We start from the raw sequence: 19,392 nt of genomic DNA, 5'->3' as shown, positions 1-19,392 counted from the left end.
GTGCCTCAGTCGAATTCTCCTGGGCGCTCCTTCGCGAGCCCTTCCACGTGCGAGGCGATCGCGCCCGGCGTGGTGAACCAGATGTCGCCCCGGTCGCGCGCCTGCACTAGGTGCGTGAGCGCGGTGCGCAGGTGCCGCAGCCGATAGGGCTGGCCCACGATGTACGGGTGCAGCGCCAGGCCCATCACCAGCGGCTGCGTGCGCGACTGTTCGAGCATCTCCTCGAAGTTGTCGATCACCATCGCGCTGAAATCCTTCGCGTCCATCAGGCGGCCGACGATCATCGGGATGTCGTTGAGCTCCTGCGGATACGGCACCGACCACAGCGAGCCGCCGCTGCGTGTGCGCATGCGCAGCGGCTGGTCGTCGTGGCACCAGTTGAGCGTGTAGCTGTAGCCGGTCTCGGCCAGCAGGTCGGGCGTGACGGCGCTTTCCGAGATCCATGGCGAGAGCCAGCCGGCGGGTGCCTGCCCGCTCTCGCGCACCATGCGTTCGCGGCAGCGCTGCAGCAGTGCGCGCTCGTGCACTTCGTCGAGCGCGCCCTGGCGTTCGGCATTGCTGTGGCCGTGGCCGATCAGCTCGTCGCCGCGCGCCACCAGCGCCTGGACCAGCTCGGGGCAGTGGTCGTACAGCGCGGTGTTGACGAGCGCGCCGGTGGGCAGCGCGAGCGCGTCGAACAGCTCCAGGCAGCGCCACGCGCCGACGCGGTTGCCGTACTCGCGCCAGCCGTGGTTGAGCACGTCGGGTTGCGGCGAGGCCGGGCCGATGCATGCGCCCAGCCCGTCGCCGAAGGCGAAGTGTTCGATGTTGAAGCCGATGTACACCGCCAGCCGCGCGCCGTTCGGCCACACGTAGTCGGGCCGCCGCGTGATGGGCCGGTAGTCGAAGCGGTCGTGCGTGGGAAGCCGGTCGGGCCAGCGCGTCGTCATGCCAGGGGCCTCATCACAGCACGGCGAGGCCGGCGCGCACCAGCAGCCATTCGGCGCTGTCGTTCCACACGTCCATCTGCACGATCAGGCCATGGCGCACCACGTAGCGGTCGACATAGCGATTGCCTTCGAAGGCTGTGCCGTCGGGCCAGGCGCCGTAGAGCGTGCCGAGGCTGTAGACCACCGTTTCCTCGGGCGTGCCGCCGGCCACCGTTTCGGTGCGCTCGATCTTCTTCTTGACCCACGCATAGCGCTTTGCGTTGAAGGCGGAGGTGTCGCCGGGCGCCTGCATCGGGCGGTTGCCGGTGAAGCGGATGCGGATGCCGGGCGCGGTGAAGCGGGAGGCCGACTCCGGGTCGGGAATCATCACCAGGCGAAGAAACTCGTCGACCACGGCGGCGGGGTCGAGCGCGGGATTGCTCGGCTGCGAAACGGATGCGTCCACGGGGTTCTCCAATCTTGCTGGGCCATGGCGGTGCACGGCGGGATGTCGCGACTGGGTTCGTGCAATTCCCGTGCCTGATGGTTGACATTATGGAATTCAGATTGTTGACAATCTGGTGCTGCCGGCCTCCCGGCACAATCGCCCGATGCGATTCCCCAAGCTCGGCCGGACGCATGAAGAAAAGGCCCCGCCCGGCAAGGACATCGCCGCTTCCGGCAACATCGCGCCCGATATCCCGGTGGCAGCCGCCGCTCCCGGCACCGCAAGAAAGAACGCCTGATGAAAAACATCCTCTTCGTCGCCGATCCGCTCGATCACTTCAAGATCTACAAGGACACGACCTTCTCGATGATGCGCGAGGCCCAGCGCCGCGGCCACCGCATCGCGGCCTGCCTGCCGCAGGACATTCAGTGGAAGTCGGGCGGCGTGGTCACGGCCACGGTGCAGCAGATCACGCTGACCGGCGACCCGAAAGATTGGTACAGCGTCGACATCACCGAAGCCAAGGCGCTGAAGGACTTCGACGCCGTGCTGATGCGCAAGGACCCGCCCTTCGACGCCGAGTACATCTACGCCACGCACCTGCTGGAGCAGGCCGAGCGCGAGGGCGCGCAGGTGGTGAACAAGCCGCGCGCGCTGCGCGACCACCCCGAGAAGCTCGCGATCATGGAGTTTCCGCAGTTCACCACGCCCACGCTGGTAACGCGCAGCTCGCAGGCCGTGCGCGACTTCCACGCCGAGCACGGCGACATCATCCTGAAGCCGCTCGACGGCATGGGCGGCATGGGCATCTTCCGCGTGCGGCAAGATGCGCTGAACCTCGGCTCCATCGTCGAGACGCTCAACAAGGACGGCGCAGAGACGATCATGGTGCAACGCTTCGTGCCCGAGATCGTGCAGGGCGACAAGCGCATCCTGATCATCGCGGGCGAGCCGGCGCCCTTCGTGCTGGCGCGCATTCCGCAGGGCACCGAGGTGCGCGGCAACCTGGCTGCGGGCGGCAAGGGCGTGGCGCAACCGCTGACCGCGCGCAACCGCGAGATCGCCGAGACCGTGGGCCGTGCGCTCGCGCCGCGCGGGCTGCTGCTGATCGGGCTCGACGTGATCGGCGACTCGGTGACCGAGATCAACGTGACCAGCCCGACCTGCTTCCAGGAGATCACCGAACAGACCGGCTTCGACGTGCCGGCGATGTTCATCGATGCGCTGGAAGAGACCCTGCGCAAGCAGGGCCGCTGACGCAGCAGGTCAGAAGTCGATGGTGCCGCTCACCGCGAAGGTGCGCGGCGCGCCCAGCACCAGGTAGTTGCTGCCCTGCGTGCCTCCCACCGAGGCCCAGTACGACTTGTTGAACAGGTTGTCGATGCGTGCGCGCAGCGTGAGCGCGCGGCCGTTGCCGAGGTCGACCAGGTAGCGCGCGCCGATGTCGAAGCGCGTCCACGACGGCACCGACTGCGTGTTGGTGGCGTTGGCGTACTGCTTCGAGGTGTACAGCACGCGTGCGTTCAGCGACAGGTTGCGCACGCCGGGCACGTCCCATTCGGCGCCGAGATTGGCCTGCTGCTTGGCCACGCCGATGGCGGTGAGACCGTCGGTCGCGCCGCCTTGCGTGTTCTTCTGCTTGGCGTCGAGCAGCGTCAGGCCACCGAGCAAGCGCAGGCCCTTGGTGGGCTGGCCGAACACCGAGAACTCGAGGCCCTGGTTGCGCTGTTTGCCGTACAGGCCGTAGGTCTGGCCCGAGTAGTAGTACGTCGGCTGGTCCGTGGTGAAGAACGCGGCGCTGGCGCCGAGCGTGCCGCCGTCGTACTTGACGCCGACTTCCTTCTGCTTGGCCTGGTAGGGCGCAAAGATTTCGCCAGCGTTGGTGACGGGACGGTTGTTCACCGTGGTGCCCGCGACGTTGCCCTTGACGAGGCCTTCGATGTAGTTGGCGTAGGCCGAGACAGTCGGCGTGATCTTGAACACGACGCCGGCCACCGGCGTGGTCTTGCTCTTGTCGTAGGTGCTCGTCTGCTTGAGCGTGGTGTAGGCGAAGCTGGTCTGCTCGATGGTCTGGCGACGCGCGCCGAGGGTGACGAGCAGGCGGTCGTCCATGAAGGACATGGTGTCGGCGATGGCCACGCTCGAGGTGTCGATCTTGTCGGTCAGGCGCGGGTCTTCCAGCGTGTTGCCGGTGAAGGCGTTGGCGACCGGGTATGCCGTTGCGTACGGTGCGTAGATGTTGTTGCGGATGGTGCCGCGCGAGATCGTGTACGCGTTGTCGCGGTCGTTGCTGTACTTGGCGACCGAGGCCACCACCGTGTGTTTCACCGGGCCGGTCGCGAAGTTGCCGCGCACGCCGAGCTCGGCGGTGCCGATGCGGTCCTTGCGGGTGTTGCTGAAGCGAGTGTTGCTGGTGTTGCCGAACGAGTCGGTGAGGGTTGGGTTCGACAGCACGTTGTCTTCGTCGCTGCGGCGCACGCCGCCGGCGGCCCAGGCCGTGATGTTGTCGGTGATGTCGACTTCGCCGCGGAAGGTGGCGAACTTGTCCTTTTCCTTCGAGTAGGTCCAGGGCTGGGCGAAGTTGGTGCGGGCGTCGGGCGCGCGGGGGATCGGCAGCGTGGACGAGGGCGTCAGGCTCGGGCGGCCGTCCTTCAGGTCGTAGTCCTGGTAACCGAAGTCGGCCGACAGGCGCACGTTGCGGTTGTGCCAGTCGAGGCCCACGCCGAAGGCGCTGAGCTGCTGGCTTTCGTTCTTCACGCCGGTGCCGCCTTCGCGGCGCACAGCGTTCACGCGAATGCCCAGGCTGTCGTCGGGACCGAAGCGGCGCGCCAGGTCGAGGTTGACGAAGCCCTGGCCGCCGGTCTGCACGCCGAAGCCGACGCGGGTGAGCGGCTCGTTGGGCGCGCGCTTGGGCAGCAGGTTGATCGCGCCGCCGATGCCGCTGCCGCCGGGCGCGGCGCCGTTCAGGAAGGTGTTGGCGCCGCGGAACACCTCCACGCGCTCGAAGAACTCAGAAGCGATGTACTGGCGCGGCAGCATGCCGTAGAGGCCGTTGTACGAGACGTCGTCCGAGTAGACGGGGAAGCCGCGCACCACGTACAGCTCCTGGAAGTTGCCGAAGCCACGCGCCTGGCGCACCGACGGATCATTCAGCAGCACGTCGGCCACGCTCTTGGCCTGCTGGTCCTGGATCAGTTCGTTGGTGTAGTTGGCGCTGGAAAACGGCGTGCTCATCATGTCCTGGTTGCCCAGGATGCCGACCCGCCCGCCGCGCGCCACCTGGCCGCCCGCATAGGGCTTGGTCAGGCCTTCGGCGGATGCATCGGCGCTGGCTTCCACGGTCACCGTGGAGAGCGTGCCGCTGGCCGCTGCCGCAGCCGGCTCGGCAGTGGTGGTTTGGGCCAGGGCGGCCACGGTGTTGAGCGCGAGCAGCGACGCGACCACGGTCGGCCGGAGGAAGAAGCGGGGAGCGGGCATGGACGATCCAGATAAGATGCAAATGAGAACGGTTATTGTTCACTGATTGCATCCACCTGTTGATACTTTCTTGCAATGTTGCAAAAAAGTGTCAGTCGAAAGACTTCACATCTGCGTCAGAACCCGGATCGCTGCCCGTCCACGAACACATGCAGCTCGCCCGGCGCGAAGGGTGTCCAGGTCTCGTTGGTGGTCAGCGGCGCGGTGACGACCACGGCCACGCGGTCATTGGGCGTGGTGTGTTGCGCGAAGTCGATCTCCACGTCTTCGTCCGACAGCTGCGCGGTCACGAAGGGGTGGCGGCGCTCCACGTACCAGAGGTTGGTCGAGGCATGGGCCCACAGCGCCTGTCCGTTGGACAGCATGAAGTTGAAGGTGCCGTGGCTCGCGAGCTGTGGCGCCAGCTCGCGCAGCGTGAGCGTCAGCTCTTCGATGCTCGGCACGCCCGCATGCGACTTGGCCAGCTCCTGCATGATCCAGCAGAAGGCGTGTTCGCTGTCGGTGTTGCCCACCGGATGAAAGTTGCCGTGCAACCGCGGGCGGAATTCCTTCAGATCGCCGTTGTGCGCGAACACCCAATAGCGCCCCCACAGTTCGCGCACGAACGGGTGGCAGTTCTGCAGGTTGACCTCGCCCTGAGTCGCCTTGCGGATGTGCGCCACGACGTTGCGGCTCTGGATGGGATAGCGCCGGATCAGCTCCGCAACCGGCGATTCGCTCGCCGGCTGGTGGTCGACGAAATGGCGCAGCCCGCGGTCCTCGAAGAACGCGATGCCCCAGCCGTCGGCGTGGTGGTCGGTGCGGCCGCCGCGTTGCGCGAACCCCGTGAAGCTGAAGGTCACGTCGGTCGGCGTGTTGCAGTTCATTCCTAGCAATTGGCACATGGCGCTATTAGAGCGCGAGTGCCGGCCGGCCGTGCGGCGGATCCGCTCGCCGCTCAGCGCACGAAGCGGCCCTCGGGCGTGACGCGCACCATTTCGATGAAGCGCGAGCCGGTGGTGTTGCCGGTCGAGAAATCGATGTCCATGCCGGCCAGGCGGAACTTGAGCGCGCGCAGCGTCGCATGCAGGCGGGCGCGCGTCAGGTCGCGGCCGGTGCGCTTGAGTGCCTCGATCATCACCAGCCCGTTCAGGTAGCCCTCGAAGCTGCCGTAACCCACCGGTACCTGTGCCCGCTCCGCCAGCCGGCGATAGTCGCGCGTCACCGTCTCCACCTCGCCCCAGGGATAGGGCATGACTTGCGAGATCGCGAGGCCGCCCGCCTGCAGGGCCACCACCTTGGCCGTGACTTCGCCCGGCACGATCGACATGCCGTAGAACATCGGCTTGCTGCCGGCGGCGTAGGTGGCCTTGATCACCTCGCCGGCCACGGTGCCGGCCAGGTACATCAGGATGGCCTGCGACTGGCTGTCGGCCAGCGCCTTGCCGGCGGCGGCGGCGTCGGAGCCGTCGCCTTTGGCGACCACCTTGGCCGTCGGCACCAGCTTGTGGGGGACCATGGCCGCCTCGATCAGCTTGACCGCCTCGGCGCCGCCGGGGTTGTCGAGGTGGGCGATCGCGATCTTGTTCACACCGATGGTCGCCAGGTGCTCGACCAGGGCCTGCGCTTCACGGGCGTTGCTGGCGCGCACGAAGTAAGCCGATCCCGCGACGCGTTCGCGCGCGCTGTCGCCCACGCCGTAGCCGCCCACGCTGGGCGCGCCGCTCTGCTGCAGCAGCTTGGCCGCGGCGGCCGTGGTGCCCGAGCCCACGCAGCCGAAGAAGGCGAACACGCGATGGTCGTTCAGCAGCTTGGTGTAGTTCTCTACCGCCTTGTCGGCCTTCAGCTCGTCGTCCAGCGCCACCATCTTGATCTTGCGCCCGTTCACGCCGCCCTGTTCGTTGACGGCATCGAACGCCAGCGCGGCACCGTTGTGCACGACCTTGATCTGCGATCCGAGCGGCCCGCTCAGCACGGCCGAACTGCCGAGCACGATTTCACTGTCGCTCACCCCCGTTTCGGCGGCTTGCGCGGAAGAGAGCCGAGCGAGCCCGGCGGCCGCCACGGCCGTCGAGGCGATAAAACTTCTGCGTTGCATGTAAGACCCATCCCAACTGATTTAACAAATTCTCACAATTAGAGACGATGGGTTCTTTCGTACTACTTGGTGCTTACCCTGACTGTGGCGGGCGGCGCAATTGCCACGCTGCGCAGATGGCCAGCGCGCAAAGGCCGGCGAGCATCGCGAAGACCTCGTCGAAGGCCGCGAGCCGCGCCGGGCTGGTCATCGGGTTGGCGAGCGAATCGCCGTGCGCCGCGAGACGCCACTCCAGCACGATCGCGCACAGGCTCACGCCGGCCGCGCCGCCCAGCATGCGCACGAAGTTGATGGCGCTCGCGCCCTGCGGGATCAGCGGCTTGGCCAGCGGCCGCATCGAGCCCAGGTTGAGCGAAGGCAGGATGAAGCCCAGCCCGATGCGCCCGATGATCGCGAAGGCCACCAGCAGCCACAGGGCGCTGTCGAGCCGCAGCACCATCATCAGCGCGAACGAGGCCGCCAGCAGCACGAGCCCGATCGTCACCAGCACCCAGGTCGGATGCTTGTCGGCCAGCCGGCCCACGCCGGCGATGGTCAGCGCCAGCACGATGCCCGCCGGCAGCAGGATGGTGCCCACGTGCGATGCGGAAAGATGCAGCCCCACCTGCATGTACACCGGCAGCAGGTAGGTCGAGCCGAACAGCGCTGTGCCGTAGATGAAGGCGACCACGCTGCCCATCGCGAACTGCCGGTACTGGAAGAGCGCCAGGTTCATCAGCGGCGTGCCGCCCGAGGCCGCGAGCCGCCGCTGCCACCAAACGAAGATGCCGAACGCCAGCAGCGCACCGGCCAGCAGCAGGCCCGCCTGCAGCGGTGAATCGCCGCGCAGCGCGACCAGCCCGTTCAGCAGGCACAGCGTGCCGACCGTGCCCAGCGCCAGCCCGCGCGCGTCGAGCCCGCTGCCGCGTACCGCGGCCACGCCGCCGGGCGCAGTCTTGGGCACGAACTTGTAGGCCAGCCAGAGCGAGGCCAGGCAGAACGGCACCACCATGAAGAAGATCGAGCGCCAGCCGAACAGGTCGACCAGCACCCCGCCGATGCTCGGCCCGATGGCAGGCGCCAGCACCACGCCCATGCCGAAGATGCCGCTCGCACGCCCCTGCTCGTGCGGCTCGAAGGCGCGCAGGATGATGATGGCCGGAATGGGCTGCACGACCCCCGCCGCCAGCCCTTCGGCCACGCGCGCGAACAGCACCAGCGAGAAGTCGTTGGCCACGCCGCCCACGATGCCGCCCACCAGCAGCAACAGCATCGTGCCCACGTACGTGCGCCGGTAGCCGTAGCGCGACAGCAGCCACGGCGTGGTGAGCATCGACACCGTCATCGCCACCATGAAGCCCGAGCTCACCCACTGCGCGCGCTCCTGGCCGAGCGAGAAGTGATGGCTCATGCCCGGAATCGCAACGTTGACGATGGTCGAGGACATGATCGACGCCATCGTCCCCACCATGACCGACAGCAGTAAGTACCAGCGGTAGCGTTCGCCATAGCGCTCGCGCAGCGAGCCGATGGAAGGCGGGGCCGGCGCGATCGCGGCTTCGGAAGTCTGCGGAGAGGTCATGGGGCGGCGGAATGTCTCGGGGTCCGTCGTCCTACAAGCATATCGGTCTTTGCACGGCCGGGACTGCGCGGGGCGGCCGCACAATGCATCCGCTGTCCCCTCCGCGTCAAGAAGATCAAGACAAGAACATGGACTCTTCACCCGACGAACAAGCCAATGCCCAGCAGGCTGCCATCGAGCCCGAGGGCGCGCCTACGCTTGCGGCCGAACTGGCCTCGCCGACCGTCAGCCGCGCCTATCGCTGCCAGTGCGGTCGCCCCGTCTTCCTGCGCAACAGCGAATGCCTGGCCTGCCACACCCCGCTGGGCTACGTGATCGACCGGCTCGGCGTCATGCCGCTCGCACCGGCCGTGGGCGAGGGCGCGCAGCCCGACACCTTCACCGTGTTCGGCGATCCGCACGGCAACACCTACCGCCGCTGTGCGAACCTCATGACGCCGGCCGCCTGCAGCTGGATGGTGCCCGCCGCGCGCGACGGCGAACAACTGCCTCCCGATACCCAAGGCCTTGCGCCGGGCTACTGCCTGGCCTGCAGCGTCACGCGCACCATCCCCGATCTCTCGCTGGAGAGCAACGGAGAACTCTGGCGCAAGCTCGAAACCGCCAAGCGCCGGCTCATCTCGCAGCTGCTCGCGCTCGGCCTGCCGGTGGTGAGCCGCCATGTCGATCCCGTGCACGGCCTGACCTTCGACTTCCTCAGCAACATGCCGGGCGGCCCGCACGTGATGACCGGCCACCAGCACGGCGTGATCACCCTCAACGCCGAGGAGGCCGAAGACGCCGTGCGCGAGCGCATCCGCGCCGAGATGCGCGAGCCCTACCGCACGCTGCTCGGCCACTTCCGCCACGAGATCGGCCACTACTACTGGGACCTGCTGGTGCTGCCCACGCCGTGGATCGACGACTTCCGCGCGCTCTTCGGCGACGATCGCGCCGACTACGCCGCCGCGCTGCAGACGCACTACGAGCAGGGCCCGCCGCCCGACTGGGCCGACCGCTTCGTGAGCAGCTATGCGAGCACCCATCCGTGGGAAGACTGGGCCGAGACCTGGGCCCACTACCTGCACATGGCCGACACAGCAGACACAGCCATGAGCTTTGGCGTCGACGCGACCAACGTCGAGCTCACGAGCGACCTGTTCACCCTCGACGACCTGTGGCAGCCGGAAGATCCCGATGCCGGCAAGTTCCTGGACTTCATCAACGGCTGGGTGTTGCTCACCAACGTGCTCAACGAGCTGTCGCGCAGCATGGGCCAGCCCGATTACTACCCCTTCGTGCTGCCGCGCGTGGCGGTGGGAAAGCTGCAGTTCATTCACCGCGTGATCACGCAGCAGCGGCCGGGTGATGCGCCGACGATGGTGGTGGCTGGCGATGTGGCCGACCCTGCACCCGAGCAGGTGCAATCACAGACGCAATCGCAAAGCTCCGGTCAGCCCTGAGGCGGCGACTCGCCCGTCGCGCAGCGCATGCAGATGCACGCCAGCCCGCGCATGTCTTCCGGCAGATTCGTGAGCGGCGCCCTGCTGAAGTCGACCTGCATGCACCAGCAGGGTGGCTGCGTTTGCCCCGTCTCTCGTTCGATCTCCATCGCGCAGCGGTTCGGCTCCCCGCACAGCGGACAGCGCGTGGCGTCGATCAGACCCGGGACTGCCGCCAGAGTGGTCATGCGATCTCGAAGGCCGGCAGCTTCTTCGGCACGGCCACGTTCTGCAGCGTCACGTACACCGGCAGCCCGCCGCTGTAGGCCGGGTAGTCCTCGCCCTCGATCAGCGGCAGCAGGTAGCGGCGGCACTTCTCGGTAATGCCGTAGCCGTCGTCCGAAATGAAATCGCGCGGCATCGGCTTCTCGACGTTGGCGACGGATTCGAGCGGCGCGCTGCCGATGCGATAGGCATACGGCACGTCGGACGTGCGCTCGATGGTCGGCATCACCGCGTTGCGGCCTTCCAGCGCCAGTTCCACCGCGCGCTGGCCCAGCTCGTAGGCCTGCTTCACGTCGGTGGCAGAGGCGATGTGGCGCGCCGCGCGCTGAAGGTAGTCGGCCACGGCCCAGTGGAACTTGTGGCCCAGCGCTTCCTTGACCATCTGCGCCACCACCGGCGCGGCTCCGCCGAGCTGCGCATGGCCGAAGGCGTCGCGCGTGCCCTGCTCCGCGAGGAATGTGCCGTCGGGGTGATGGCAGCCTTCGGACACCACCACCGAGCAGTAGCCGTGCTGCTTCACCAGTTCATCGACACGTGCGATGAAGCGTGCCTTGTCGAATTCGATCTCCGGGAACAGCACCACCACCGGAATGCCCTGGTCCGCCGCCAGGCCGCCCGCCGCGGCGATCCAGCCCGCGTGCCGGCCCATCACTTCGAGCACGAACACCTTGGTCGACGTGGCTGCCATCGAGCGCACATCGAACGAAGCCTCGATGGTCGACACCGCCACGTACTTCGCGACCGAGCCGAAGCCCGGGCAGCAATCGGTCAGCGGCAGGTCGTTGTCGATGGTCTTGGGCACGTGGATGGCCTGCAGCGCATAGCCCATCGACTGCGACAGCTGGCTCACCTTGAAGCAGGTGTCGGCCGAATCGCCGCCGCCGTTGTAGAAGAAGTAGCCGATGCCGTGCGCCTTGAACACCTCGATCAGCCGCTCGTACTCGCGCCTGTTTTTCTCCAGTGACTTGAGCTTGTAGCGGCACGAGCCGAAGGCGCCCGAAGGTGTGCTGCGCAGCGCTGCGATTGCTTCGGCAGTTTCGGCGCCGGTGTCGATCAGCTCCTCGGTCAGCGCGCCGATGATGCCGTTGCGCCCGGCGTAGAGCTTGCCGATGCGGTCCGGGTGCCGGCGCGCCGTTTCGATCACGCCGCAGGCCGATGCGTTGATGACCGAGGTGACGCCGCCCGACTGGGCGTAGAAGGCGTTGAGGATGGGCATGCGCGGGATTCTCCCGCAGCCCTAAGGCAGGCGCCAGTGCCGGCGTGTCAGGATGTCAGCGGCTCTCGAAGACAGGCGGCCGCTTCTGCAGGAAAGCACTCACGCCTTCGCGGAAGCTGGGGCGGTCGATCAGCTCGCGCTGGCGCTCGCTCTCGTAGTGCAGCTGTTCCTTCAGCGTGTGGTGCTCCGAGGCCTCGAAGGCTTCGCGCGCTTCGAGCACGGCATGCGCCGGCAGGCGGGCGAGGCGCTGCGCGATGCCCTTGGCTTCTTCCAGCAACTGCTCGTCGTCCACGCAGGCCCAGATCAGCCCCCACTGCACGGCACGCCCCGCGCCCACGCGCTCGTCGAGCAGGGCCATGCCCATTGCACGTGCCCGGCCGGCGCGGCGCGGAATGGCCCAGGTGCAGCCGAGGTCGGGCACGATGCCGAGCTTCGGCAAAAAGGGCAGGTAGAAGTAGGCGCTGCGTGCCGCGATGGTCACGTCGGCTGCCAGCGCCAGGCCCACGCCGGCACCGGCCGCAGGGCCATTGACTGCGGCAACTACCGGCACCGGCAAGCTGCGCAGCGTTTCGATCAGCGGGTTGCTGAGCTCCTGCATCCACTCGGCAGTCTGTGTGCCCAGTGACTTGTCTTTGTCGCCCGGCGCCATCGCGCTCAGGTCGGCGCCCACGCAGAAGGCCTTGCCGGCGCCCGTGAGGATCACGGCGCGCACCGAGCGGTCGTCGCGTATGCGTTCCAGCGCATCACGCAGTTCGACCTGCAGGCCGTGCGCGATCGGGTTGAGCTTGGCGGGCAGGTTCAGCGTCAGCGTTGCGATGCCGTCGGCCTGTTCCTGGAGGATGAAGGGTTGTGTCGGTGCGTCGGAGCTCATGGACATCGATGGTTCGGCGCCCATGGTGCCCGGTCAAGCCGGGGACAACCCGTGGGGCAGAAGTCGCCAAGGCGACCATGCGCGCGAACGCGCGGGCAGTGGCATGGCGGCCGGCTGTGCGTCAGACACCGTGATGCACGACGGCTCCAGCGCCGACACCAGCACGCGCCGGTGATCGGTGCTCTCGAAGCGGTCGCCGGGCTCCAACACGATGTCGCGCGTATCGCGGTCGAGCGTGACCCACACCGAGCCGCTGCGGCACTCGATGCCCACGCCCGCGCCGTCGGGCACGGTGAAGACGGAACGTTTCGGCAGGTTGACGTGGAAGCGGGAGGTGTTGGAAGAAGAGGCGCTCATGGCAAGCTCCATTGCATTCGTGATACGAATGAATATAGTGAGCCGACCTCCCCTTTGCACACGGTCATTCGGAACTCGTTGCATGCACCCAGAGAATGCGAAAGCCCCAGGCGCCATGAGCGGCGAGCTGCCGCCGCTCGAACTTCTGCGCAGTTTCGAGGCGGCCGCGCGCCGGCTGAGCTTCACGCTGGCGGCTGGCGAACTGCACCTGACGCAATCGGCCGTCAGCCGGCAGATCCAGCAGCTCGAAGCCAGCCTCGGCGTGCTGCTGTTCGAGCGCCGCCACCGCGCGCTGGCGCTCACCGAGGCCGGCGGCGTGCTGCAGCGAGCCGTTACCGACAGCCTGGAGCGGCTGCGCGACGCCACGGCGCGTGTGCGTGCGAGTTCGGCGCCGCGCCAGGTGGCGATCACCACCACGCCGGGTTTTGCGTCGATCTGGCTCATTCCCAAACTGGCGCGCTTCACCGGCAGCCATCCGCAGGTCGACGTGCGCGTGTCGGCCACGCTCGACGTGCTCGACCTGGAAAGCAGCCGCATCGACCTGGCCGTGCGCTTCGCGCCCATTGGCCGCGGCATCGGACCGGCGCTGTTCGAGGAGTCCGTCATCCCGCTGTGTTCGCCGCAGCTTGCCGCATCGCTGCGCCAACTCTCGGACTTTTCGAAGCTCACGCTGCTGACCGTGGAATACCCCGACCACAGCGAAGCCCCGACTGCCGACTGGGAGCCTTGGCTCAAGGTGATGGGGCTGGAAGACCTGCGCATGAAGAGCACGCTGCGCTTCACGCAGTACGCCGATGCCGTGGCCGCCGCGGTGGCGGGGCAGGGCGTGGTGATCGGCCGGCTGCCGTTGCTGAGCGAACTGGTGCGCGATGGCCGGCTCGTGGCGCCGCTCGGCGAAGGCGCCGCATCGCACCGCGGCTATTTCATCGAGATGTCGAGGCGCGCCGCGGGCAACCGCGACGCGCAGGACTTCGCGCAGTGGCTGCGCGACGAAGCCGAGGCCGCGCAGCGAAGCTGACCGACGATCAACCCGGCAGCAGCACCTTGTTGACGACGTGGATCACGCCGTTCGACTGGTAGACGTTGGCGATCGTCACCATCGCCGTGCCGCCCTTGGCGTCGGTCACCATCACGTTGCTGCCGCTCATCGTCGCGGTCAGCGTGCCGCCGCTCGCGGTCTTCAGCGTGGCCTTGCCGCCGCCTGCGTTGATGGCGCTCATGAGCGCCGGGCCGTCCATCCTGCCGGGCACCACGTGGTAGGTCAGCACCTTGGTCAGCGTGGGCTTGTTCTCGGGCTTGAGCAGCGTGTCGACAGTGCCGGCCGGCAGCGCGGAGAAGGCCGCGTTGGTCGGTGCGAACACGGTGAACGGGCCGGGGCTCTTCAGCGTGCCGACCAGGTCCGCGGCCTTCACTGCGGCCACCAGCGTCGTGTGGTCCTTCGAATTCACGGCGTTGTCGACGATGTCCTTCGTCGGGTACATCGCGGCGCCGCCGACCATCGGGTTCGTCGACGACATGCCGCCGCTGCTGCCGCCCATGCCGCCCGCGCAAGCGCCGAGCAGGACCGAAACGCCGACTGCAATCATGAGTTTTTTCATTGAAGGCTCCTGAAAAGAATGGTTCTTGAAGTTCTCTGCGGAAACCGCCGGCAGCTCGGAGGCGCGATGCGCTTGAGTCGAATACGGCGCGGCCGCGCAACTGGATTCACGCGTCGGCTTTGCGCCACAACCGCGCGTGCGGCGCTTGCGCATCACGAGCGCGCTCGACAGAATCCGCCCTTCGTTTTTCAGCAACAGTTTCTTTTCACCGCGCTTGGCGACGACCAACCTCCCGGGCGACAAACCAATTCAATGAACCGTTTCCTGAACACCTGACCCGCACACCGACCGCCCCGGCCGGACGTGCATCCACGCATCCGCCGAGGCCCATCGACAAAGGCCCCGCGCAGCCATTCGCCGGGGCTTTTTTGTTTTTTGGAGTGTGTGCACATGAGTGCTCAACGAAAAGCCCGTGACGACAACAAGCGTCTGGGCCGGTTCTATTTTTCGGTGCCGACTGCGGCACCTCGCAATCCAGTGGTGGCCGCGATGGCGCGCGGCGAATCGAGCCAGGGCGCGGGACGTCACCTGCGTACGCACCGCGCGGAACGGCGTGCGCAGAAGGTGGCGCTGCAGAAGGCTGCGCGCAGCCTGGGCGGGAGGGGCGACGATGCGTGAAGACATGGACAAGGTCATCGTCGAGCGGCCGCGAGGCGGCTGGCGCGTGCAGGGAGATGGGCGCAAGTGGCGCAACAGCAAGGACCGTGGTTCGCACCTGGGCATGAAGCGCGGCCATGCCCACCCGAAGTGGCTCAGCGAAAACCTCGCGCCGCTCAAGCGCTGGTTGCACAAGCAGGTACACCGGCCGTGGGACAAGGTGTACGCCGAACTTTGTAGCGGCATTGACCGCCGCAGCACGGTGCAGGCGCACATCTTCGAGCACATCGACGGCTTCGTGGAGCGCAGGGCCGAACTGCGCGACGGCCAGGTGTGGGTGCCTGCCGAGCGGTGGCGGAGCCGCCTTCGCACGCTACTGAGTGAAGCGGCACATGTGGAACTCTTCGTGCATCCGGTCACCGGCATCCTGCTGCCCAACCGGCGCTTGCATGAAGCGCGCAAGGCGCAGAAGCTGGCTTATCGCGCCGCGTGGAGCAGGCCGCCGGCCGGCAAGGCGCCTGTCTTTCATGTGATCGACGAGGTCACGCAATGGCACCGCATCGATGGCTGCTGGTTCGAGGTCACGCTCGCGCCGCTGCCCGAGTTGCGGCGGACGATGCTCGATGTGACGTACTACGACGTGTTGCGCCGCTGCCCGGTCACGCGGCGCGGCGGTTGCGAAAAGCCGGCCTTCGGTTCAGCCGATCATCGGGAGATGTATGGGCGAGATCATGTGTACGCCTCCGCCATGCGCAGACTCAGCCAATGGGAGGTGCGAAAGCGTTTTGGCTGATCGCCGGCGGCGTGCTGATGCTGGCGATCAAGCGCTAGCCAGCTCGCGCCGGCGCCCGCGGCAGCACGAGGAACGCAATCGTGCCCGCGGCCAGCATGCCCGCCACCGTGAGGAACACCGCGCGGTACGGCTCGACCTCATGCGCCACAGCCCACGATGCGGCCACGCCGGTCGTCCACTGCATCAGCGAGACGCCGAGGAACATGGCCATGTTCATCAGCGCCATCGCGCGCCCCGTCATGGCCGCCGGGTAAGCGTTCTTGGTGTACGCGTACTGCAGCACGCTGTAGCCGGACAGCAGGCCATAGATGATCGGCAGGCCGATGTCCACGATGCGCGAATGTGTGAGCGCCATCGCGCCGAACATCAGCGCACCGGCGAACGCGCAACTCATCATCCAGCGCGTGCGCCGCGCGCCGCCCGGGTCCATGCGGCCGAACAGCATCGGGCTGATCATGCCGGCGACGGTCATCACCAGTGCGACGTTGCCGCTGGCCACCAGCGAGAGGCCGTGGCGGTCGTGCAGCACCGGGCCGAGCCACAGGCCTCGCAGCGTGATGAATGCCGCGTACGACACGCAGGCGAAGCACACCAGCCCCAACGTATGGGGCATCGCGAACAGCGGCAGCAGTTCGCGCACGGCCTTGCGCAGCGACTGGCGTTCGGCCGGTGCGGGCTGCAGGCTCGCGCGCGCGGCGGGCTCGCGCACGCGCCAGAAAATGACCAGCCATGAGAGCACCGCGAATGCGGCCAGCACCGCGTAGCCGGCGCGCCAGGACGCGGCCTCGATCAGCAAGGCCAGCGGCGTGCCGGTGAACAGGATGCCCATGCCGGCCATGCTCATCACCAGCCCCGACATCGCGGTGAAGCGCGAGGCATCGAAATGCCGCGCGATGAACACCGTGCAGGCCAGGAACGCCGGCGCGCAACCGACGCCGATCAACGCCTGCCCGAGCAGCAGTGCGTGGAAGTTCGGCGCCACGGCGCACAGCGCTGCGCCAGCGACGGCCAGGGGAAAGGCTGTCAGCACCGTGCGGCGCACGCCGAAGATGTCGATCGACACGCCCATAGCGAGCTGCATGATCCCGAAGGCGAAGTGGAAGGTGCCTGCCCACATGCCGAGTTGCTGGGGCGTCAGGCCGAAGTAGCCGCTGAGTGGCGTGGCCATCATGGCGCCGACCGTACGGAAGGCCTGGCTCAGTGCGAAAGCCGAGGCCAGTGCCACGAGCATGGCAGCCGCCGAAGTCGACCAGCGCGGCGGGGGCGGCGATACCGCATTCGTGTTCATCGAAAGGGAAGGATCGGGAAGGAGGGAGAGCGACGAATGCTAATGGCACGCCGCCCCTCATGCAGAACGGCGCCCAAGGGCGCCGTTCTTTTCATGCTTCAAGCCCGGCGGGGTGCAGGGCCTGGGTGGATCAGGCTTCGCCCTTTACCTTCAAGCGCCACGCATGCAGCAGCGGCTCGGTATACCCGCTCGGCTGCTCGATGCCCTTGAACACCAGGTCCTGCGCCGCCTTGTAGGCCGACGAGGTCGTGAAGTTGCCGGCCATCGGCTGGTACAGCGGGTCGCCCGCGTTCTGCTCGTCGACCACCTTGGCCATGCGCTGGAAGGTCTCGTCGACCTGCGCCTTGGTCACCACGCCGTGCAGCAGCCAGTTGGCGATGTGCTGGCTGGAGATGCGCAGCGTCGCGCGGTCTTCCATCAGGCCGACGTTGTGGATGTCGGGCACCTTGGAGCAGCCCACGCCCTGGTCGATCCAGCGCACCACGTAGCCGAGGATGCCCTGCACGTTGTTGTCGATTTCCTGCTGGCGCTCTTCGGCAGTCCACTTGGCGTCGGCCGCGATCGGCACCTGCAGCAGCGCGTTGAGGATGTTGTCGCGCTCGGCGTCGGCGTCGATCTTTTCCAGCTCCTGCTGCACCGCGGTCACGCTGACCTGGTGGTAGTGCAGCGCATGGAGCGTGGCGGCGGTGGGCGAGGGCACCCAGGCGGTGTTGGCGCCGGCCTTGGGGTGGCCGATCTTCTGTTCGAGCATGGCGGCCATCAGGTCGGGCATGGCCCACATGCCCTTGCCGATCTGCGCCTTGCCGCGCAGGCCGCACGACAGGCCGACCAGCACGTTGTTCTTTTCGTAGGCGCCGATCCACGCGCTGGACTTCATGTCGCCCTTGCGGATCATCGGGCCGCCCTGCATGGCGGTGTGCATCTCGTCGCCGGTGCGGTCGAGGAAGCCGGTGTTGATGAAGGCCACGCGCGCGGCGGCCTCGGCGATGCAGGCCTTCAGGTTCACGCTGGTGCGGCGCTCCTCGTCCATGATGCCGAGCTTCACGGTGTTGGCGGGCAGGCCGAGCAGCTGCTCGACGCGGCCGAACAGCTCGCTCGCGAAGGCCACTTCGGCCGGGCCGTGCATCTTCGGCTTGACGATGTAGATGCTGCCGGTGCGCGAGTTGCCCTTGCGCTTCAGGTCGATGGTGGCGATGGTGGTGGTCACCACGGCATCGAGGATGCCTTCGGGGATTTCCTTGCCGCCGGCATACAGCACGGCGGGGTTGGTCATCAGGTGGCCCACATTGCGCAGGAACATCAGCGAGCGGCCGTGCAGCTTGACGGGCTTGCCGTCGGCGCCCGTGTATTCGCGGTCGGGGTTCAGGCCGCGCGTGAAGGTCTTGCCGCCCTTGGCGACTTCTTCCGTCAGCGTGCCTTCGACGATGCCGAGCCAGTTCGAATACGCGACCACCTTGTCGGCCGCATCGACCACGGCCACCGAGTCTTCGAGGTCGAGGATGGTCGAGAGCGCGGCTTCGAGCACCAGGTCGCTCACGCCGGCCGCGTCGCTCTTGCCGATCGGCGTGCTGCGGTCGATGCGAATGTCGAGGTGAATGCCGTTGTGCTTGAGCAGCACCGACGACGGCGCGGCGGCGTCGCCCTGGTAGCCGATGAACTGCGAGGCATCGGCCAGGCCGGTGCTGCTGCTTTGCAGTGTGACGACGAGCTTGCCGTCCTTCACGCTGTAGCCGGTGGCCATCTTGTGCGAGCCGTTTTCCAGCGGCGCGGCCTGGTCGAGCACGTTGCGCGCGAACTCGATGACCTTGGCGCCGCGCACGGGGTTGTAGCCCTTGCCCTTTTCGGCGCCGCCGGCTTCGGAGATGGCATCGGTGCCGTAGAGCGCGTCGTACAGCGAGCCCCAGCGTGCGTTGGCGGCGTTGAGCGCGTAGCGCGCGTTCAGGATGGGCACCACCAGCTGCGGGCCGGCCTGCAGCGCGAGTTCGGAGTCGACGTTGGCCGTGGTGGCCTTCGTGCCCTTGGGCTGCGGCAGCAGGTAGCCGATCTTCTCGAGGAAGGCGCGATACGCCGGCATGTCGGCGATCGGGCCGGGGTTCTTCTTGTGCCAGGCGTCGAGTTCGCTCTGCAGTCGGTCACGCTCGGCGAGCAGGGCGATGTTCTTCGGCGCGAGGTCGCTGACGATGGCGTCGAAGCCCTTCCAGAAGACGTCGCTGGCCACGCCGCTGGCGGGCAGGACCTTGTCTTCGATGAAGCGGTGGAGCTCGGTCGCGACCTGGAGTCCGTGGGCGGTGGTGCGGGCGGTCATGGGGTTTCTCCTTGAGAAAAATGCAATCCTGGAGCGAACTTTATTCGATACTTTGCTGGCGAGTAAGAGCCGGAAGCGGGATTTATCCGTGACAAAAATGAAGGTAATCGCTGGCGACCGGCCTGGGGCGCAAAGGGTAGGCACTGATAAGAACGCCGCAGGCGAGGGATATATTTAACTTCTTAAATAA

Annotated in this window: 19 protein-coding genes; 6 read left to right on the top strand and 13 right to left on the bottom strand. The window is 67.2% G+C overall.

Features of this window, described 5'->3' with window-relative positions:
* Positions 1-5: 5 nt before the first annotated feature.
* A complete protein-coding gene (locus AC07O3_RS21400) occupies positions 6-929 on the bottom strand; it encodes a polysaccharide deacetylase family protein (RefSeq protein ID WP_495340288.1) in 924 nt (307 codons plus the stop codon).
* A gap of 13 nt (positions 930-942) precedes the next feature.
* Complete coding sequence (locus AC07O3_RS21395) at positions 943-1,374, bottom strand: nuclear transport factor 2 family protein (protein WP_495340287.1); 432 nt, start codon at positions 1,372-1,374, stop codon at positions 943-945.
* 145 nt (positions 1,375-1,519) lie between these two features.
* On the opposite strand from AC07O3_RS21395, the gene AC07O3_RS21390 reads away from it, so the two are divergent.
* Positions 1,520-1,654, top strand: coding sequence for a hypothetical protein (locus AC07O3_RS21390; protein WP_256216760.1), 135 nt, complete (start codon positions 1,520-1,522; stop codon positions 1,652-1,654).
* Complete coding sequence (gene gshB / locus AC07O3_RS21385; protein ID WP_093076974.1) at positions 1,654-2,613, top strand: glutathione synthase; 960 nt, start codon at positions 1,654-1,656, stop codon at positions 2,611-2,613. Before AC07O3_RS21390 ends, gshB begins: the two co-directional genes overlap by 1 nt.
* A 9-nt stretch (positions 2,614-2,622) precedes the next feature.
* On the opposite strand, the gene AC07O3_RS21380 is transcribed toward gshB, so the two are convergent.
* From AC07O3_RS21380 to AC07O3_RS21365, 4 genes are all read right to left on the bottom strand, one after another.
* On the bottom strand, positions 2,623-4,833 hold the full coding sequence (locus tag AC07O3_RS21380; protein WP_495340286.1) for a TonB-dependent receptor: 2,211 nt from the start codon (positions 4,831-4,833) through the stop codon (positions 2,623-2,625).
* A 116-nt stretch (positions 4,834-4,949) separates the two neighbouring features.
* Positions 4,950-5,717, bottom strand: a complete 768-nt coding sequence (locus AC07O3_RS21375) for a class II glutamine amidotransferase (RefSeq protein ID WP_093054034.1) — start codon at positions 5,715-5,717, stop codon at positions 4,950-4,952.
* 53 nt (positions 5,718-5,770) lie between these two features.
* A complete protein-coding gene (locus tag AC07O3_RS21370) occupies positions 5,771-6,910 on the bottom strand; it encodes an ABC transporter substrate-binding protein (RefSeq protein ID WP_093054036.1) in 1,140 nt (379 codons plus the stop codon).
* 73 nt (positions 6,911-6,983) lie between these two features.
* Positions 6,984-8,471 carry a DHA2 family efflux MFS transporter permease subunit gene (locus AC07O3_RS21365; protein WP_093054038.1) on the bottom strand — a complete coding sequence of 496 codons (1,488 nt, stop codon included), beginning with the start codon at positions 8,469-8,471 and terminating at the stop codon, positions 6,984-6,986.
* Positions 8,472-8,599: 128 nt separating this feature from the next.
* On the opposite strand from AC07O3_RS21365, the gene AC07O3_RS21360 reads away from it, so the two are divergent.
* Complete coding sequence (locus AC07O3_RS21360; RefSeq protein WP_093076978.1) at positions 8,600-9,913, top strand: zinc-binding metallopeptidase family protein; 1,314 nt, start codon at positions 8,600-8,602, stop codon at positions 9,911-9,913.
* Here the strand turns inward: AC07O3_RS21360 and AC07O3_RS21355 are convergent.
* Genes AC07O3_RS21355 through AC07O3_RS21340 form a run of 4 tightly spaced genes read right to left on the bottom strand, consistent with a single transcriptional unit; the run spans position 9,904 to position 12,621 of the window.
* Entirely contained in the window at positions 9,904-10,140 is a 237-nt protein-coding gene (locus tag AC07O3_RS21355; protein WP_093054040.1) for a cysteine-rich CWC family protein, read from the bottom strand. The genes AC07O3_RS21360 and AC07O3_RS21355 overlap by 10 nt on opposite strands.
* Positions 10,137-11,393: a 6-phosphofructokinase gene (locus AC07O3_RS21350; protein WP_093076980.1), complete on the bottom strand. Its 1,257-nt coding sequence runs from the start codon at positions 11,391-11,393 to the stop codon at positions 10,137-10,139. The genes AC07O3_RS21355 and AC07O3_RS21350 overlap by 4 nt, the downstream gene beginning before the upstream one ends.
* A gap of 55 nt (positions 11,394-11,448) precedes the next feature.
* Positions 11,449-12,264, bottom strand: a complete 816-nt coding sequence (locus tag AC07O3_RS21345; protein WP_093175656.1) for an enoyl-CoA hydratase-related protein — start codon at positions 12,262-12,264, stop codon at positions 11,449-11,451.
* Between the two features lie 33 nt (positions 12,265-12,297).
* Complete coding sequence (locus AC07O3_RS21340; protein WP_495340285.1) at positions 12,298-12,621, bottom strand: DUF2917 domain-containing protein; 324 nt, start codon at positions 12,619-12,621, stop codon at positions 12,298-12,300.
* Positions 12,622-12,703: 82 nt separating this feature from the next.
* Here AC07O3_RS21340 and AC07O3_RS21335 point away from each other — a divergent pair, with 82 nt between their 5' ends.
* Positions 12,704-13,639, top strand: a complete 936-nt coding sequence (locus AC07O3_RS21335; RefSeq protein ID WP_093054044.1) for a LysR substrate-binding domain-containing protein — start codon at positions 12,704-12,706, stop codon at positions 13,637-13,639.
* Positions 13,640-13,646: 7 nt separating this feature from the next.
* Here AC07O3_RS21335 and AC07O3_RS21330 read toward each other — a convergent pair whose 3' ends face one another.
* Positions 13,647-14,219, bottom strand: coding sequence for a fasciclin domain-containing protein (locus AC07O3_RS21330; protein WP_093054272.1), 573 nt, complete (start codon positions 14,217-14,219; stop codon positions 13,647-13,649).
* Between the two features lie 390 nt (positions 14,220-14,609).
* Between AC07O3_RS21330 and AC07O3_RS21325 the strand changes: the two genes are divergently transcribed.
* Both AC07O3_RS21325 and AC07O3_RS21320 read left to right on the top strand, forming a co-directional pair.
* Positions 14,610-14,837, top strand: coding sequence for a hypothetical protein (locus AC07O3_RS21325; RefSeq protein WP_097200447.1), 228 nt, complete (start codon positions 14,610-14,612; stop codon positions 14,835-14,837).
* A complete protein-coding gene (locus tag AC07O3_RS21320; protein WP_495340284.1) occupies positions 14,830-15,609 on the top strand; it encodes a hypothetical protein in 780 nt (259 codons plus the stop codon). Before AC07O3_RS21325 ends, AC07O3_RS21320 begins: the two co-directional genes overlap by 8 nt.
* Positions 15,610-15,643: 34 nt before the next feature.
* Here AC07O3_RS21320 and AC07O3_RS21315 read toward each other — a convergent pair whose 3' ends face one another.
* The gene (locus tag AC07O3_RS21315; protein ID WP_495340283.1) at positions 15,644-16,897 is read right to left on the bottom strand and encodes an MFS transporter; all 1,254 of its coding nucleotides are present in this window, start codon (positions 16,895-16,897) and stop codon (positions 15,644-15,646) included.
* Positions 16,898-17,027: 130 nt separating this feature from the next.
* On the bottom strand, positions 17,028-19,202 hold the full coding sequence (locus AC07O3_RS21310; RefSeq protein ID WP_495340282.1) for a malate synthase G: 2,175 nt from the start codon (positions 19,200-19,202) through the stop codon (positions 17,028-17,030).
* Positions 19,203-19,392 lie beyond the last annotated feature (190 nt).

It is taken from the genome of Variovorax sp. GW821-FHT09D05 (genome assembly GCF_059416325.1).
This window is presented reverse-complemented; position numbering and strand designations above follow the sequence as displayed.